Annotated in this window: 15 protein-coding genes; 3 read left to right on the top strand and 12 right to left on the bottom strand. The window is 67.3% G+C overall.

Going from position 1 to position 15,805, the window contains the following annotated elements:
* Nucleotides 1–56: 56 nt before the first annotated feature.
* The 10 genes from H7A12_11065 to cpdA all read right to left on the bottom strand — a co-directional run bounded on the left by H7A12_11065 (nucleotide 57) and on the right by cpdA (nucleotide 9,324).
* Entirely contained in the window at nucleotides 57–632 is a 576-nt protein-coding gene (locus H7A12_11065; protein ID MCP5321349.1) for a membrane integrity-associated transporter subunit PqiC, read from the bottom strand.
* Nucleotides 632–1,612 (bottom strand): MCE family protein, encoded by a 981-nt coding sequence (locus H7A12_11060; protein ID MCP5321348.1) that lies wholly within the window; start codon nucleotides 1,610–1,612, stop codon nucleotides 632–634. The genes H7A12_11065 and H7A12_11060 overlap by 1 nt, the downstream gene beginning before the upstream one ends.
* Nucleotides 1,609–1,809, bottom strand: coding sequence for a hypothetical protein (locus H7A12_11055; GenBank protein ID MCP5321347.1), 201 nt, complete (start codon nucleotides 1,807–1,809; stop codon nucleotides 1,609–1,611). Before H7A12_11055 ends, H7A12_11060 begins: the two co-directional genes overlap by 4 nt.
* A 112-nt stretch (nucleotides 1,810–1,921) precedes the next feature.
* On the bottom strand, nucleotides 1,922–2,257 hold the full coding sequence (locus H7A12_11050; protein ID MCP5321346.1) for a hypothetical protein: 336 nt from the start codon (nucleotides 2,255–2,257) through the stop codon (nucleotides 1,922–1,924).
* A gap of 699 nt (nucleotides 2,258–2,956) precedes the next feature.
* Entirely contained in the window at nucleotides 2,957–3,670 is a 714-nt protein-coding gene (locus H7A12_11045) for an RES family NAD+ phosphorylase (protein MCP5321345.1), read from the bottom strand.
* Nucleotides 3,660–4,055, bottom strand: a complete 396-nt coding sequence (locus H7A12_11040; protein MCP5321344.1) for a DUF2384 domain-containing protein — start codon at nucleotides 4,053–4,055, stop codon at nucleotides 3,660–3,662. Before H7A12_11040 ends, H7A12_11045 begins: the two co-directional genes overlap by 11 nt.
* Before the next feature lie 583 nt (nucleotides 4,056–4,638).
* Complete coding sequence (locus H7A12_11035) at nucleotides 4,639–5,361, bottom strand: ATP-binding cassette domain-containing protein (protein MCP5321343.1); 723 nt, start codon at nucleotides 5,359–5,361, stop codon at nucleotides 4,639–4,641.
* 45 nt (nucleotides 5,362–5,406) lie between these two features.
* Nucleotides 5,407–6,477: an ABC transporter permease gene (locus tag H7A12_11030; GenBank protein MCP5321342.1), complete on the bottom strand. Its 1,071-nt coding sequence runs from the start codon at nucleotides 6,475–6,477 to the stop codon at nucleotides 5,407–5,409.
* 65 nt (nucleotides 6,478–6,542) lie between these two features.
* On the bottom strand, nucleotides 6,543–8,438 hold the full coding sequence (gene parE, locus H7A12_11025) for a DNA topoisomerase IV subunit B (GenBank protein MCP5321341.1): 1,896 nt from the start codon (nucleotides 8,436–8,438) through the stop codon (nucleotides 6,543–6,545).
* Between the two features lie 55 nt (nucleotides 8,439–8,493).
* On the bottom strand, nucleotides 8,494–9,324 hold the full coding sequence (cpdA, locus tag H7A12_11020; protein ID MCP5321340.1) for a 3',5'-cyclic-AMP phosphodiesterase: 831 nt from the start codon (nucleotides 9,322–9,324) through the stop codon (nucleotides 8,494–8,496).
* 151 nt (nucleotides 9,325–9,475) lie between these two features.
* On the opposite strand from cpdA, the gene H7A12_11015 reads away from it, so the two are divergent.
* Nucleotides 9,476–10,894, top strand: coding sequence for a TolC family outer membrane protein (locus H7A12_11015; GenBank protein MCP5321339.1), 1,419 nt, complete (start codon nucleotides 9,476–9,478; stop codon nucleotides 10,892–10,894).
* Between the two features lie 10 nt (nucleotides 10,895–10,904).
* On the opposite strand, the gene waaA is transcribed toward H7A12_11015, so the two are convergent.
* The gene (gene waaA, locus H7A12_11010; protein ID MCP5321338.1) at nucleotides 10,905–12,188 is read right to left on the bottom strand and encodes a lipid IV(A) 3-deoxy-D-manno-octulosonic acid transferase; all 1,284 of its coding nucleotides are present in this window, start codon (nucleotides 12,186–12,188) and stop codon (nucleotides 10,905–10,907) included.
* A 74-nt stretch (nucleotides 12,189–12,262) separates the two neighbouring features.
* Between waaA and H7A12_11005 the strand changes: the two genes are divergently transcribed.
* On the top strand, nucleotides 12,263–13,474 hold the full coding sequence (locus tag H7A12_11005; protein MCP5321337.1) for an FAD-dependent oxidoreductase: 1,212 nt from the start codon (nucleotides 12,263–12,265) through the stop codon (nucleotides 13,472–13,474).
* Nucleotides 13,471–14,271, top strand: a complete 801-nt coding sequence (locus H7A12_11000) for an aldo/keto reductase (protein MCP5321336.1) — start codon at nucleotides 13,471–13,473, stop codon at nucleotides 14,269–14,271. The genes H7A12_11005 and H7A12_11000 overlap by 4 nt, the downstream gene beginning before the upstream one ends.
* Before the next feature lies 1 nt (nucleotide 14,272).
* Here H7A12_11000 and hldE read toward each other — a convergent pair whose 3' ends face one another.
* A complete protein-coding gene (gene hldE, locus H7A12_10995; protein MCP5321335.1) occupies nucleotides 14,273–15,706 on the bottom strand; it encodes a bifunctional D-glycero-beta-D-manno-heptose-7-phosphate kinase/D-glycero-beta-D-manno-heptose 1-phosphate adenylyltransferase HldE in 1,434 nt (477 codons plus the stop codon).
* Between the last annotated feature and the right edge of the window lie 99 nt (nucleotides 15,707–15,805).

Genomic DNA, 15,805 nt, shown 5'->3' with positions numbered 1-15,805 from the left:
GATGCCGGTCCGGTCTGGGATTCGCACTGCTGCCCCGGGCGACGGGGCGGCATATGCTACCCCGATCGCGCAGTGAGTTCGACCGCAATCCGCTCGGCGAGCTCGAGCAGCAAGGCGCTGAAATCGGCTGCCACGGACTCGGCATCTTCACCCGAACGCACCCGCGAAAGACGAGCACTGCGCTCGAGCGTGTCTGCACCGTGCACCAGCGACCAGTTTGCGACCAGCTCGGCCGTGACCCCGCGCACCTCGAGGCGCGCGACCTCGACGCGCAGCTCCCACGCGGGCGACCACGCGCGCGGCCACGGACGCACCCGCACGCGGTCGGAATCGAGCAATGCGGCAAGGTTCAGCGCCAGCGTGCGCGTTATTCCGTCGGGCAGCGGCTCCGCCCAGCGCGCGAATTCGCGCACCTGCAGCCGGTTCGCCGACTCCAGCACCAGAACCTCGGGGCGTTGCAGGTACTCGGCCACGCGCAGATCGGCGATGCCGACCGACGGCCCCGCACCGCGCGGGGCCGTCGGTGCCGGCGCGATCGCACTCAGCAGGTAATACTCGGTGTGTGGCGTCGTGCCGCATCCTGCGCACAGCGCCAACAGCACGGCCATCACGGCCATCCGGTGTATGTTCATCACTTCTCGCCCCTGTCGCGACGCCCGCGCAGCAGGGCTTCCGGCTCGCGCGACAGCGTGTCGCTCAACGCCTGCAGCGCCCGTGCCGCGCGCGCGAGTTCGGCCGCGGTACGCGTCAGCTCATGAAAGACCGGTGACTGCTCGGACAGCACATAGCCCGCTTCGTCGGACGTGTTGCGCAGGCTGGCGAGCGTTGCATCGAGCGCACGCAGACTCGCATCCAGGCCCGCTCCGGTACGTGCAAACTGGGTGCGCAGCTCGACCAGCGTGCCATCGGCGGTGACGGACAACCCATCCAGACGCTCGCCGAGCGCGACGAGCTGCCGGTCGGTACTGGCGACCAGGCTGCGCACATCGGCGAGCGTCGCATTGATGTTGGCCGGAATGCTGCGGGTTTGCGGATCCACCAGCAGCTCGGACAATGCACGCAGCGTGCGATCGGCGTTCTGCATGAACGACTGCAGGTCGATCTCGCTGACACGCTGCAGGATCGCCTCGAGCTCGGTGGGCGCAGTCGGTATCTGCGGCTCGGTGGTCTCGAACTCGACGTAGCGCGGCGGCGCCTCCGGCAGAAAGTCGAGATCGACGTAAAGCAGCCCGGTCAGCAGGCTCTGCGTCTTCAACTGTGCACGCAGACCACGCTCGATCAGCGCACGCAGGCTGGTTTGCTCTGCGCCGTCCTTCGCGAGACCGAGCTCGGAGCGGTTCAGCGTGATGGTGACCGGAATGACGAACTGTGCGCCGGCCGGGTCGTAATGCACGCGCAGATCGATCACCTCGCCGACCTTCACGCCACGCAACGTGACCGGCGCGCCCACATCGAGTCCCTTCACGGACCCGGTGAAGATCACTGCGGCGCCAAGCTGACCGACCCGGCTGCCGAACAGCTTGCCACCGAAAAATATCGCAACGGCGAGCGAGAGCACGAGCGCGCCGACCACGAAGGCGCCGATCGCGGTGGCATTGGCCTTGCTGCTCATGGTGCTGGCGTCCCGGCACGCGCGAGAAAGCGACGCACGGTCTCGTGCGCGCTGTGCTCGCGAAGCTGTTTCGGGTCACCGTGATCGAGCATGGTGCGTGACTCGGCGTCGAGGTAAACGGAATTGTTGCCGATTGCGAAGATGCCCGCCAGTTCGTGAGTGACGATCACCACCGTCACGCCGAGCGCATCGCGCATATGCAGGATCAGCTCGTCGAGGGGCGTCAGGCACTGGTGCTGCGCACGATCACGCCGCTGGCGGGCGAGGATACGCGGAACGAGCGGGGTGGTCAGGCGGGGACATCGGGTGTCAGGCCAGGGCGTCGGCCAGCTCGGCGCTCAGCGTGGCGCGCTCGGATTCGAGGGTGCTGCCGGCGGCGGCGATGCGGTCCAGGGCGAAGGTGATGGCAGCGGCAAGCTCGGGGTCCTCGTTGCTCGCGGCGGGCAGCGCGGCGGCCATCGTCCACTCGGCGCTGCGCAGATAAAGGCCGCCGTGCGCTTCCTCGACGGTGCCGGTGATCCGGTGGAAGGCCGGCGCGGATATGGGCGCCGGGTCGTAATAGCTCGGCTCGAGCCACGCGAAACCGTCAGGGGTGCGCCACACCATGATTGCAGGCCGGCGCATGGTGCTGGTCTCGCCGAGCACCAGGTCGTCTCCGCGAAGCTACCGGGCTGCAGCCACGGGTAGTGACCCAGCAGGCTGCGATAGTCCCCGAATTCGTACCAGAAAAAGCGTTCGTCCCAGACCAGTCCGGTTCTCATGGCGGCTGTACCTCGGGGAATTGTCGGATGCCGATGTGCTGGAGAGTAGCACCGCATCGATGCATGCCGATGGCCCCGGATGGTACCGCCCGGGCCCAAAGACGCGTGCGGTGTCCACTTCACTGACTGGTCGTGGGGCACCCGTCGCCCCTACAATCCAGCGGATCGTATCTCCATCGTACGGGCGAGCGGCGGCTCGCCCCTACAATCCGGCGGATTGCATCTCCATCGTACGGGCGAGCGGCGGCTCGCCCCTACAACCCCGTTATTGCGCGGGCGAGGAGCAGTCTTCAGACTGAGCCACCGCCCGCTTGCGCAAGGACGCGCAGCCGATGCATGCCCACCGTCGGTGGACCCGCCTACGCGCGCCACCGGCCCGAGGAAACCGGGTCTCTACCACCTGGTTGAGCAGCACTGCCCGGCGCTTGTCGCGCTTCCTGGCCGAACTCCGAACGGCTCATCGAGCCGCGAATCCCCTCCTCCAGACTCTCCGGCCATCCGGGCCGCTACAAAATCAAGCTGCGCCACCTCGGCTATCGGCTGGTGTACGAGGTACCCGACGAACGCGTGGTGGTCCTGGTCGTCACACTCTCCAGCAGCCCACGTTCAACGTGATCCACGTTACGTCAGGCTGCCTCTCGACCACGATCTGCTCGCCTTCCAGCCGATAGGTCAACAGGCAGTTGTGCCTGGGATTGGAAAGCACGCCTGGATTGAAGATGGCCACGTTCTCTCCGGCAGGTCGGCGAACCGACCGGGTGAGAAGGCCGGGGTGCCCCTCCCGGTGAATCCTGGCCCCCACCGACTGGCAGAACCCATAATCCGACGGATGCAGGAGATCCGGATGTTCGTCGGCTGCCTTGCGGAAATCCAGCAAGGCCGCGCCGCACGCCACCGAATACACCTTGCGCTCGGCAACGACCGTCATCCGCTCAAACCCTGCGTCACCGAGCAAGCCCCGGTACCAGTGGTAAGAGGACTCATGGACCGTGGTCTCGACCGACTCCGATCCGTACCAGACGCCGTGGCTGCCATCAGAAAACCGGCTGGACTGCCAATGCTTGAACGGCCAAATGATGGCGTTGAACCATTCGGCGTCCTCAAACGGGCGATCGATGACCGGCGTGCCGGATCGGTATGGCGGCGGCTTGACTTCGTCTTCCACCTTCTGCGCCAGCAGCCACTCGGCGGGATCATCCGTCAGGTCATCGAACAGATCCTGCGACTGGCACAGAGACACGATGTTTCGGGCGACGTCCTGGTGAACGTCGGCCAGCGTGAGCCGGTCAAACACCACGGGCCCGGTCCAGATAGCCGCGCACCATCAGCAGGCCCGCAAAGCCCCGCTCCTTGACCAGCTCGACGGGGGTCAGATTGTCGAAGGCCTTGTTGCGGGTGCTCATCCAGCAGTAAGCCAAGTCCCGGTTCTGCGGAAACAGCAGGCGCAGGTTCTTGTGGATACCCAGCAAATGGCCCACGCGCTCATACTGGTCACGACTGGTGCCAATGGGCTTGCCGCTGCGATAGTTCGACAGGGCAGCACGGTTGCTGGTGGCGATACCCAGCAGTGCAGCCTGATCTTCGGTGCTCAGCTTCCAGTGGTCGAACAAGGCCATGACCATCTTGGCCAAGGCACCACGGTCTTGTGACGCGGTCACTTCGCGCTTGGCTACGGCACCCATGCCTGACTCCTTGTGCGTGATTGGTCAGTGGCTTGAGTATAGGGTGACGTTTCGAAGAGTACAAATATTGTTTTAAAAGAAACAATCACTGCGCCCGGAGCCAGCGCGTCGGCAGCGTGGCGAGCAGCGGCTCACGGTGAGCGCGAAGGGGAAGGTCGTGTACCTGCTCAAGACGCCGTACCGGGACGGGACCACGCACATCGTGGATCGAGCAAATCCTGGCTCACGTGCAGGAGAGAGGTGCGAAGGTCGAGCCCGCGCGTGGCCCGCCATCGACAGGGCCGCCGGTGATGGAGTGAGTGGCGCCTGCGCGAGGTGCATGGATCGGGAGCAAGGAATCTGGCGATCAGCGATCGGCAGAGGGCGGTGCTGTGCCGAGGTGGGGCGTGGAGGGATTTCGGCGTGTGGAAGAGTGCTCTGGCCATGACAGGCAGGTTGCGGACGCCGACGATCCGCTGTTTCGATCCGATTCGAGCGCTGCTGCAGCCCGGCGAGCAAGGCATCGAGGGCATCGCTCCGGCCAGACAGGTGCTTTATCCTGCCTATGCACAGGCGCCGATCGCGGTGGCATTGGCCTTGCCGCTCATGGTGCTGGCGTCCCGGCACGCGCGAGAAAGCGACGCACGGTCTCGTGCGCGCTGTGCTCGCGAAGCTGTTTCGGGTCACCGTGATCGAGCATGGTGCGTGACTCGGCGTCGAGGTAAACGGAATTGTTGCCGATTGCGAAGATGCTCGCCAGTTCGTGAGTGACGATCACCACTGTCACGCCGAGCGCATCGCGCATATGCAGGATCAGCTCGTCGAGCAGCCTCGAGCTGAGCGGATCGAGTCCTGCCGACGGTTCGTCGAAGAACAGGATCTCGGGATCGAGTGCGATTGCACGCGCGAGTCCCGCGCGCTTCTGCATCCCGCCGCTGATCTGCGACGGGTAGTAACTCTCGAACCCCGCAAGCCCGACCAGCGCCAGCTTGTAGGCGACGACGTCGGCAATCGTTGCGGCGTCGAGCGGCGTGTACTGTTGCAACGGCAACGCGACGTTGTCTGCCAGCGTCATCGCGCTGAACAGCCCACCGCCCTGGTACGTGATTCCCCAGCGCCGGCGCAACGCATCGCGCCCCGCGGCATCGGCCTGCTGGAAGCTCGCCCCGTCGTAGAGCACGTCTCCCGCTGCGGGCTCGAGCAGCCCGATCATGTGTTTCAGCAGCGTCGACTTGCCGCAACCGCTGCCGCCCATGATCACGAACACATCGCCACGATTCACCGTGAAGTCGAGATCGCGCTGGATCACGCGCGAACCGTAGGCCATCGTGAGTCCGCGGACCTCGATGTGCGCCTGTGGCGTCTGCACGGCTCAGATCCCCAACCGCTGGTACAGGATATTGAACGTGGCGTCGGCCACGACCAGCCATACGATGGCACTGACCACGGCGCGCGTGGTCGCCTTGCCGACCGCCTCCGAACTGCGCCCGCAACGCATCCCGGCGTGACAGCCGGTCACGGCGATCAGCAGGCCGAAGACCACGCTCTTCGCCTCGCCGGTCATGATGTGCGTGAGCGTGACCACGTTGCGCGTCTCGTTCATGTATTGCGTCCATGAAACGTCCATGCCGAGCGCCACCAGCGCACCGCCGCACATGCCGAGCACGCTGCTGTAGAGCGCGAGCAACGGCATCACGAGCACCAGTGCGAGCAGGCGCGGCAGCACCAGGAACTCGGTCGGATCGATGCCGAGCGTGCGCACCGCGTCGATCTCCTCGCGCGTCTGCATCGTGCCGAGCTGCGCCGCGAACGCCGCACCCGTGCGCCCGGCCATGATCACGGCGGTCATCAGTGCGCCCATCTCGCGCACCATGCCGATCGCGACCAGGTCAGCGACATAGACCTGCGCACCGAACTGGCGCAACTGCACCGAGCCCAGATAGGCGAGGATCATGCCGACCAGCACGCTGATCAGCGTCACGATGCCGATCGCTGCCGGGCCGGTCTGCTGCACGAACCACAGGAAGTCGACGCCGCGCGTGCTGGCGCGCCCCAGGCACAGGCGCATGCTGGCGAGCACCAGCTCGCCGATGAACCCCAGTCCATCCTGCAGCCCCCGCCATGTCGAGAGCAAAGCCTCGCCTCGCATCAGACGCCGCCACCACGGTGCAGACACGGACACTGCGTCGTCGCGAGGCGCAACCGTGCGTGCCAGATCGAGCAGGCGCAACGCCCCGGCCGGCAGACCGTCGCGGCACAGCGCAACGCCCGCCTCCTCGCAACACGCCTGCAGCCGGTACAGCAACGTGACCAGCAGCGAGTCCCAGGCACCGAGCGCGCTGCAGTCGAAGACGAGTTCGCGCACGTCCATCGCACGCAGCTCGCGCAGCAGCGCAGCGCTCACGCCACTGCCCTGCACCAGCAACCAGTCACCGGCGAGCATCAACACAGCCTGCTGGCCACGGTGCTCCAGCGTGCAGCAAGCTGCGCGCGGCGCCGTGGCCGTGTTCATAGGCGCTCCGCGAGGTTGCCGCTGCGCTCCAGCCACTCGCGACGATCGCCGGAACGCTTCTTCGCCAGCAGCATGTCGAGCAGTTGGTCGGCGCCATCTTCAGGGCTCAGCGTGAGCTCGACCAGGCGGCGCGTATCGGGTGTCATCACCGTCTCGCGCAACTGCAGCGGATTCATTTCACCGAGCCCCTTGAAGCGCTGCACATTGACCTTGCCTTTCTTTTTCTCGGCTTCGATCAGGTTCAGCACGCCCTGTTTTTCGGCCTCGTCGAGCGCGTAGTAGACGTCCTTGCCGACGTCGATGCGGTAGAGCGGCGGCATCGCGACGAAGACGCGCCCGGATTCGACCAGCGCGCGGAAATGACGTACGAACAGCGCGCACAACAGTGTCGCGATATGCAGGCCATCGCTGTCGGCATCGGCAAGGACGCACACCTTGCCGTAACGCAGTCCGGAGAGGTCGCTGGAGCCGGGATCCACGCCGAGCGCGACCGCGATGTTGTGGATCTCCTCCGAAGCAAGAATTTCGCTGCTGTCCATCTCCCACGCATTCAGGATCTTGCCCTTCAGCGGCATGATCGCCTGGAACTCACGGTCACGCGCCTGCTTGGCCGAGCCGCCGGCGGAGTCACCCTCGACGAGAAACAACTCGGTGCGTTCCAGGTCCTGGGCCGAACAATCGGCGAGCTTGCCCGGCAGCGCGGGCCCTGCGGTGATCTTCTTGCGCTCGACCTGGCGGCTCTTGCGCAGACGCGAGGCCGCTGCTGAAACCGCCATTTCCGCCAGCCGATCACCCTCCTCGGTATGCTGCGCGAGCCACAGCGAAAAGGCATCGCGCGCGACCCCGGCGATGAATGTCGCCGCCTCGCGCGACGACAGGCGCTCCTTGGTCTGGCCGCTGAACTGCGGTTCGCGCAGCTTCGCCGACAACACGTACGCGCAGCGCTCCCACAGATCCTCGGGCGAGAGCTTGATGCCGCGCGGCAGCAGGTTGCGGAACTCGCAGTATTCGCGCAGCGCATCGAGCAAGCCCGCACGCAGCCCGTTCACGTGCGTACCGCCCTGCGGCGTCGGGATCAGGTTCACGTAGCTTTCGGTGATCAGCTCGCCACCGTCCGGCAGCCACTGCACCGCCCAGTCGGCGGCCTCGGCATGCGCACTGAAGCTGCCGACGAACGGCTCGGCCGGCAGCGTCGGCCATTCGGCGGTTGCAGCACGGATGTAGTCGGGCAATCCGTGCTCGTAACACCAGCTCTGACGCTCGCCGCTTGCTTCATCCAGGAAGCTGATCGCGAGTCCGGGGCAGAGCACCGCCTTCGCGCGCAACAGGTGGGTGAGCCGCCCCAGCGAGAACTTCACGCTATCGAAGTAGCGCGGGTCGGGGCGAAAACGCAGCGTGGTGCCGGTATTGCGCCGCCCGCAGGTATCGACGACTTCGAGCTCGGAGGCCTTGTTGCCGCTCGCAAATCGCATGCGGTACACGTTGCCGTCCCGGCGCACCGTGACCTCGAGCTCGAGCGAGAGCGCGTTCACCACCGACACGCCGACGCCGTGCAGCCCGCCGGAAAAGCTGTAGCTGCGATCGGAGAACTTGCCGCCGGCGTGCAGCGTGCAGAGGATCACCTCGACGCCCGGCTTGCCCTGCTCGGGATGGATGTCGACCGGCATGCCGCGACCATCATCGGCCACCGACAGCGAACCATCGGCGTGCAGCACCACGTCGATCGCGCGCGCGAAACCTGCCAGCGCCTCGTCGACGCTGTTGTCGATCACTTCCTGCGCCAGATGATTCGGGCGCGAGGTATCGGTGTACATGCCGGGGCGCTTGCGCACCGGATCGAGTCCGGTCAGTACTTCGATCGCCTCGGCGTTGTATTCGGCGCTGACTGCCATGGGTCTCCCAAGGGTGGATCGGCGGGAGCCGGCGATGATACAGGAGCGCTTCGGCTCAGAGGTAACCGCCGGAGTTGCGGTCGAAACCGAGATCCACGCCCTGCACGCGCTGAACCCGCGTGTCGATGCGACCGTCGGGGTGGAGCTCCAGCCAGCGCATGCCGGGCGCGCGCTCGTCGAGCCGGAAATGCTCGCTGCCCGGTGCGAACTGGATGCAGGTCGAAGGGGATCCGAGCAGCAGCAGCCCGTCGCGTCGCGCCTCGAATTCCTGGTGCACATGCCCCCACAGCAGTGCGCGCACCTGGCGGTGACGCGCCAGCAGCTCGAACAGGGCATCGGCATCAGCCACGCGCTGCTCGTCGAGCCAGGCACAGCCTACCGGTACTGGTTGATGATGCAGGCATACCAGCGTGTGACGTACCGGATCGGCCGCCAGCAGACGCTCCAGCCGCGCCAGCTCATCCTCGCCGAGGCTCCCGCCGACCTCGCCCGCCACGGTCGAATCGAGCATCAGGATCTGCCATGCGCCGGCGCGAATTCCGTGCACCATCGGACGACCGCGGCCGATCACCTCGTTCATCCCTGTCACGAGGTCGTGGTTGCCAGGCAGCCAGAACCACGGCACACCGAGACCGTCGAAGGCGTCGCGTACGCGCGCATACGCGGGCAGCGCGCCGTTGCTTGCCAGATCACCGGTAGCAAGCAGCAGGTCGGGGCGGCGCGGAGCCGTGCGCACGACCTCGAGCACGTGGGCGAAACTCGCGTCCGTGTCCATCCCGGCCAGCCGGCCGCCACACGCTGCGCCGAGGTGCGTATCGCTCACCTGGGCAACCAGCAGCTGGCGTGCAGCCGCCGCGAACTCGAGTTCCACGCATGTATCGCTCATGCGGCGGGAGTATAGAGGCAAGCGCCACGACGACACGCCGCGACGTGAATATGCCGTCACAATTGCCCATGGGTTACGGGGTGTTGATACGAGGCCCGCCGCTGCTCTGTTACACTTCCGCCCGTTCACGCCCGACCCGAAGAGGCATTTCATGCTGCATTTTCGCCCGCGCCCGACGCTGCTGGCCCTCGGACTGCTGTTCTTCTCTGCCGCACCCCACGCCGACAACCTGCAGGAAATCTATGAACTCGCGCTGCAGAACGACCCGGTGGTGAAGGCTGCCGAGGCGACGTATCGCGCCGGGCGGGAAGCGGAAATCCTGGGTCGCTCGCGATTGCTGCCACAGGTCGGCGCGCAGGCCGAAGTCGGCCGCAATGACATGACGCAGGTCAGCAAGCGGGTGTTCCCGATCCAGAACCAGAACATCCAGAGCAACAGCAACTACGACGTCGACGAGGACGAGGAAAACTACTACCTGACGGTATCGCAGAAGCTGTTCGATCTCCCTGCATGGTTCGGCTTCAAGCAGGGCAAGGCGCTGACCCGACAGGCCGAAGCGCAATTTGCCGCCGACCAGCAAGACCTGATCATGCGCACCGTCGAGGCCTACATGCGCGTGCTGCGCGCGATCGACAACCTGAAGTCGAGCCGTACCGAGGAAGCCGCATACCAGCGCCAGCTCGAACAGGCACAGCAGCGTTTCGAGGTCGGACTGATCGCGATCACCGACGTGCACGAGGCACGTGCAGCGTACGACCTTGCGGTGGTCAACCGCCTCACCGACGAAGGCAACCTCGGCATCGCCTACGAAGGGCTGTCGGTACTGACCGGGCGCGATCACGCCAACCTGTGGCTGCTCAGCGATACGTTTCCCGTGGTGGCACCCGAACCGACGGCACGCGAGCAGTGGGTCGACCTCGCGATCAAGGGCAACTTCTCGTTGCAGGCTGCCACCTACGCGGCCGACGCCGCACAGGATGCTTCGCAAGGCAGCCGGGCCGCACACCTGCCGACACTGAACGGCCAGTTCACCGCGATGAACACGCATAACGACGGTGACAGCAAGGACCGGGCGCTGCACTCGAAGTTTCCGACGGCGGCGGATGTCGAAGGCAATTCCCTGACGATCACGCTGCAGATGCCGCTGTACGCCGGTGGCGGAATCAGCTCGCAACGCCGCCAGACCTACGAGCGCTACATCGCATCGCGCGAGATGCAGACCAGCGTACTGCGCAACACCGTGCAGCTTGCGCGTTCGCTGCACCTGGCCGTGAGCACCGACGTCGAACGCGTGAAGGCACGCAAGCAGGCGATCGTCTCTGCCCAGAGCGCACTCGATGCAACCACGGCCGGCTACGAGGTCGGCACGCGCAACGTCGTCGACGTGCTGAACGCCCAGCAACTGCTGTACCGGGCGGTTCGCGATTACGCCAACACCCGCTACGACTACGTGGTGAATCTGCTGAAGCTGCGCCAGCAGGCGGGCATGCTGAGCCCGGCCGACATCGAGGCGCTGAACAAGTGGCTCACCGAACCGGCTGCGGCGACGGCGACCGCGGCACCGGGCTGAGCGCCAGCGCTCAGCGACCCGGGGCCGGCGGCAGCACCGCCATCATTTCGGCGAGCAGACGGTCGAGCGCGCCCCGGTTCGCCTCGACCACGGCGCGCGCAACCGCGCCGGCCTTTGCGCGTCGCGGCGCATCACCCAGCAGCTCGCCTGCCACACGCGTCAGTGCCGTGCCGTCGGCCACGACCTTCAGCGCGCCTGCAGCCGCAAGGCGCGCGCTCATCTCGCCGAAGTTGTAGACACTCGGGCCACTCAGCAACGGGATTCCCCACGCTGCCGGCTCCGCGAAGTTGTGACCGCCACGGCGCACCAGACTGCCGCCGACGAACGCAAGATCCGCCGCACCGTAGAGCAGCGACAGCTCGCCGACCGAATCGACCACCAGCACCACGGCGTCTGCGGTCGCCGCTTCCGAACCACCGACGACGGTCGCAAAACCGGCGGCACGCGCGCGCAGCGCAACGGCCTCCGCACGCTCGACGTGACGCGGCACCAGCACCAGCAGCAGCTGCGGATACGCCTGCAGCAGGCCACTCAGACCCGCCAGCACGAACTCATCCTCACCCGGATGCGTGCTCGCGACGATCCAGACCGGACGCTCGCCACCCTCGCTCCAGCGTGCGCGCAACGCCGCAGCACGCTCGCGCACCGGTGCCGACGGTTCGGCGTCCCACTTCATGCTGCCGGTGACGACCACGTTCGCAGCCGGCACCCCGAGCGCACGAAAGCGTGCGGCATCGGCGTCGGTCTGGGCCGCCACGCGCGTCAGCGAGGCCATCATCGTGCGCGCGAACGCACCGAAATTCGCGTAGCGCTCGGCCGACCACGCCGACAGTCGCGCATTTGCGACCAGCAGCGGAATTCCGCGCGCCGCACAGGCAGCAACCTGATTGGGCCACAGCTCCGTTTCCATCACGATCGCGGCACAGGGGCGGAAATGGTCGAGGAAGCGGCGCACGATCCACGGCAGATCCCACGGCGCATAGACATGCAGCACCGCGTTGCCCAGACGCTGTGCGATCAGGCGCGACGCTGCCGGCGTCGCCGTGGTCACCAGCACCTCGAGCGCCGGTCGCTCGTGGCGGATCGCATCGATCAGCGGCAGTGCCGCAATCAGCTCGCCGACCGAGACCGCGTGCACCCATACCGTGCCCTTGCGCGGCGCCAGCGCATAGCGACCGAGGCGCTCGCCGATGCGCAGACGGTAATCACGGTCGGCGCGGCCGCGCCACAGCAGGCGCAGCAACGCCAGCGGCAACAGCAGCGTGAGCAGGGTGGTATACAGGGCATGAGCCAGCGGGGACCGCTTGGGAGTCGGCATCGGCTAGACTGCGCGTCGGAATGGGCAGCAAATCGTAGCGCACGAGCGGCATGAACGGCAGCGTGATCGAACTCGACGTGATCGTCGTCGGCGGCGGCATCGCCGGATTGTGGACGCTCGATGCGCTGCGCAGCGCCGGCTACCGCGCGATCCTGCTCGACCACGGCGCGCTCGGCGGCACCCAGAGCACGGCCTCACAGGGAATGATCCACGGCGGCGTCAAGTACGCGCTCGACGGCAAGGCGGGCGCGGCGACCACCACGATCGCCGCGATGCCGCCGCTCTGGAATGCGTGCCTGGCCGGTGAAGCACAACCCGATCTGCGAGCAGCCAGCGTGCTGTCACGCGAATTCCTGCTGTGGAGCACCGCGTCGGTTGCGGCACGCGCCGCGGCGCTGGTCGCCAGCCGCGCGCTGCGCGGGCACATCGAAACGCTGCCGGCGCACGCACGCCCGGCGCCGCTCGACGACGCGCGCTTCGGCGGCAGCGTCTACCGCCTGCGCGACCTGGTCGTCGATGCGGCGTCGGTCGCCGCTGTGCTGGCAACACGTCACGGCGCAGCGATCTTCGGTATCGACTGGGAACATGCGCGCTTCCTGCGCGATACCGACGGCGCGGTGCGTGGCCTTGCGCAGGACACGCTCACCCTGCACACGCGGCGCGTCGTGCTGTGTGCGGGCGCCGGCAACGAGGAGCTGCTCACGCGACTCGGCGTACACGAACCGGCGATGCAGCGCCGCCCGTTGCACCAGGTGTTGCTGAAGCATCCGGGGCTGCCACCGCTGTTCGGTCATTGCCTCGGCGCCGGGGCAAAGCCGCGCATCAGTGTTTCCAGCCACCGCACCGGCGACGGCCATCGCGTGTGGTACCTGGGCGGCGAGCTGGCCGAATCCGGCGTCGAGCGCGAACCGGCGCAACAGATCGCGCACGCTCGCAAGGAGTTGCAGGCGATCTTCCCATGGCTCGCACTCGAAGGTGCCGCATGGCGCACGCTGCGCATCGATCGTACCGAACCGCGCCAGTCGGGCTGGATCCGCCCGGATGACGCCTGGGCGGGTATCGCGCAGGGTGCGCGCAACGTGATCGTCGGCTGGCCGACCAAACTCAGCCTGGCACCCCGGCTCGCCGCGCGGGTGCTGGAGCTGCTGGCAGGACTGAGCCCCACGGCACGGCCGCTCGATGCCGCCGACGAAGCGTCGATCGCCGCGGTGCATGGACGCCCGGCGCACGCACGTGCACCGTGGGAGGACTTCGACGCATGAAGTTGCGCCGCCTGGGACGTTCCGACTGCCTGGTCTCACCGGTTGCGCTCGGCACCGTGAAGATCGGACGCAACACCGCGGTGCGCTACCCGCAGGCCTTCGCGCTGCCCGATGATGCGGCGGTCGAGCGCCTGCTCTGTACCGCACGCGAGCTCGGCATCAACCTGCTCGACACCGCCCCGGCCTACGGCTCCAGCGAAGAGCGGCTCGGCCGCTGGCTGCGCGGACGGCGGCAGCACTGGGTACTGTGTACCAAGTGTGGCGAGGAATTCGACGGCAAGCACTCGCACTTCGACTTCTCCCCGGCGCACACGCGCGCCAGCGTCGAGCGCAGCCTGCGGCGGCTGGGCACCGACTACCTCGACATCGTGCTGCTGCACAGCGACGGCGACGACCTCGCGATCCTCGGCGAATCCGGCGCACTGGAAACGCTGATCGAGCTGCGCCGCGAAGGGCTGGTGCGCGCGTGCGGCATCTCGGCGAAGACGCTTCCCGGCGCGCTCGCCGCGGCGCGCTGCTGCGACGTGGCGATGCTCGCCTACAACAGCGAGGACACCTCGATGGCGCCCGCGCTCGCGGCCTGCGCCGCGACCGGCTGCGCGGTGCTGATCAAGAAGGCCTTCGGCAGCGGGCACCTGTGCGCCACACCCGATGGCCTGCGCCAGAACCTCGCGACGATCTACGCCGCGCAGGGAGTCGCCTCGGTAGTGATCGGCACGCTGAGTCCGGAGCACCTGCGCGAGAACGTGGATGTGGCGGAAGACGTGATCAGCACCCGGGAAGACGACACCCGATGACTCAGCCTGCAGCACCCTGCGCAAGCCGCGCGAGGATGCCGGTCGTCGAGCAGTCTTCGACCAGGGCCAGCACCTCGACGCGTCCGCCCCGGCTCTCGACGAGTTCGCGCCCCACCACCTGCTCGCGCGTATAGTCGCCGCCCTTCACCAGCACGTCGGGGCGCAGACGTGCCAGCAACCGCTCGGGCGTGTCCTCCTCGAAACCGACCACCCAGTCGACACTCTGCAGCCCGGCCAGCACCGCCATGCGTCGTTCGAGTGCATTCACCGGTCGACCCGGACCCTTGAGCCGCGCCACCGAGGCATCGCCGTTGACCGCGACCACCAGCCGGTCACCGAGAGCGCGCGCCGCCTCCAGATACGCCACGTGCCCCGCGTGCAGCACGTCGAAACACCCGTTGGTCATCACGATGCGCGCACCACGCTCGCGTGCCGCCGCCACCGTGTGCAGCAACTGCTCTTCGTCGAGCACCCCGCGCCCGACGTCCGATTGCTGGCCGAGCGCCTGTGCGAGCTCGGCTGCGCTGACTGCAGCCGCTCCGAGCCGCCCGACCACGATGCCGGCAGCGACGTTCGCCAGCGCGACCGCGTCGCGCAACGCGCTGCCGGCAGCCAGCGCCGCCGCCAGCGTGGCGATCACGGTGTCGCCGGCACCGGTCACGTCGAAGACCTCGATCGCACGCGCCGGCAGGTGCAACGGTTCGCCGACGGCAGGCACCAGCGTCATGCCGCGCTCGCCGCGCGTGATCAGCAGCGCGTCGAGTCCAAGCTCATGCACCATGGCAACGGCCTTGGCCTCGAGCTCTGCCTCGGACGCGAAGCTGCCCGCGACGAGTTCGAATTCGTGCAGGTTCGGCGTCAGCAGCGTGGCACCGCGGTAACGGCCGAAATCGCGCCCCTTCGGATCGACCAGTACCGGAACGCCACGCGCACGCGCTGCCGCGATCCATGCCGCAGGCTCCGCCAGCGTTCCCTTGCCATAGTCCGAGAGCACCAACGCGCCGGCACCGGGCAACTCCTCGGCAAGCAACGACAGCAGGCTGGTGCTCTGCGCCGGTGCGAAGCCGGCTTCGAAGTCCAGCCGGATCAGTTGCTGGTGGCGGCTCAGCACCCGCAGCTTGGTGATCGTGCGCGCAGCCGGCAGCTCATGCAGCCGACTGCGCGCACCTGCTGCCTCGAGTTGCGCACGCAGCTCGGCGGCCTCGGCATCGGCGCCGGCCAGTCCGAGCAGCGTGCCATGCGCCCCCAGGGCAGCGACGTTGCGCACCACGTTGGCCGCGCCTCCGGGACGCTCCTCGGTGGCACGCACCCGCACCACGGGCACCGGCGCTTCCGGCGAAATGCGCTCGGTGTCCCCACTCCAGTAGCGGTCCAGCATCACGTCGCCGGCCACCAGTACACGGGCCTCGGCAAAGGACGGAATGGTCGGCTTCATGGCACACCCCCGGAGCAACTGGGGCGCAAGGATACGCGATCGCAAAGCTTCGCCGCAGCGAGCATTTGCCGCCCGCTGCGACTGCGGGTTAAGGTGCCC

It is taken from the genome of Pseudomonadales bacterium (genome assembly GCA_024234165.1).
Taxonomy (GTDB): domain Bacteria; phylum Pseudomonadota; class Gammaproteobacteria; order Pseudomonadales; family UBA5518; genus UBA5518.
The sequence above is the reverse complement of the archived record's forward strand: the minus strand, read 5'-3'. Positions and strand labels throughout refer to the sequence as shown.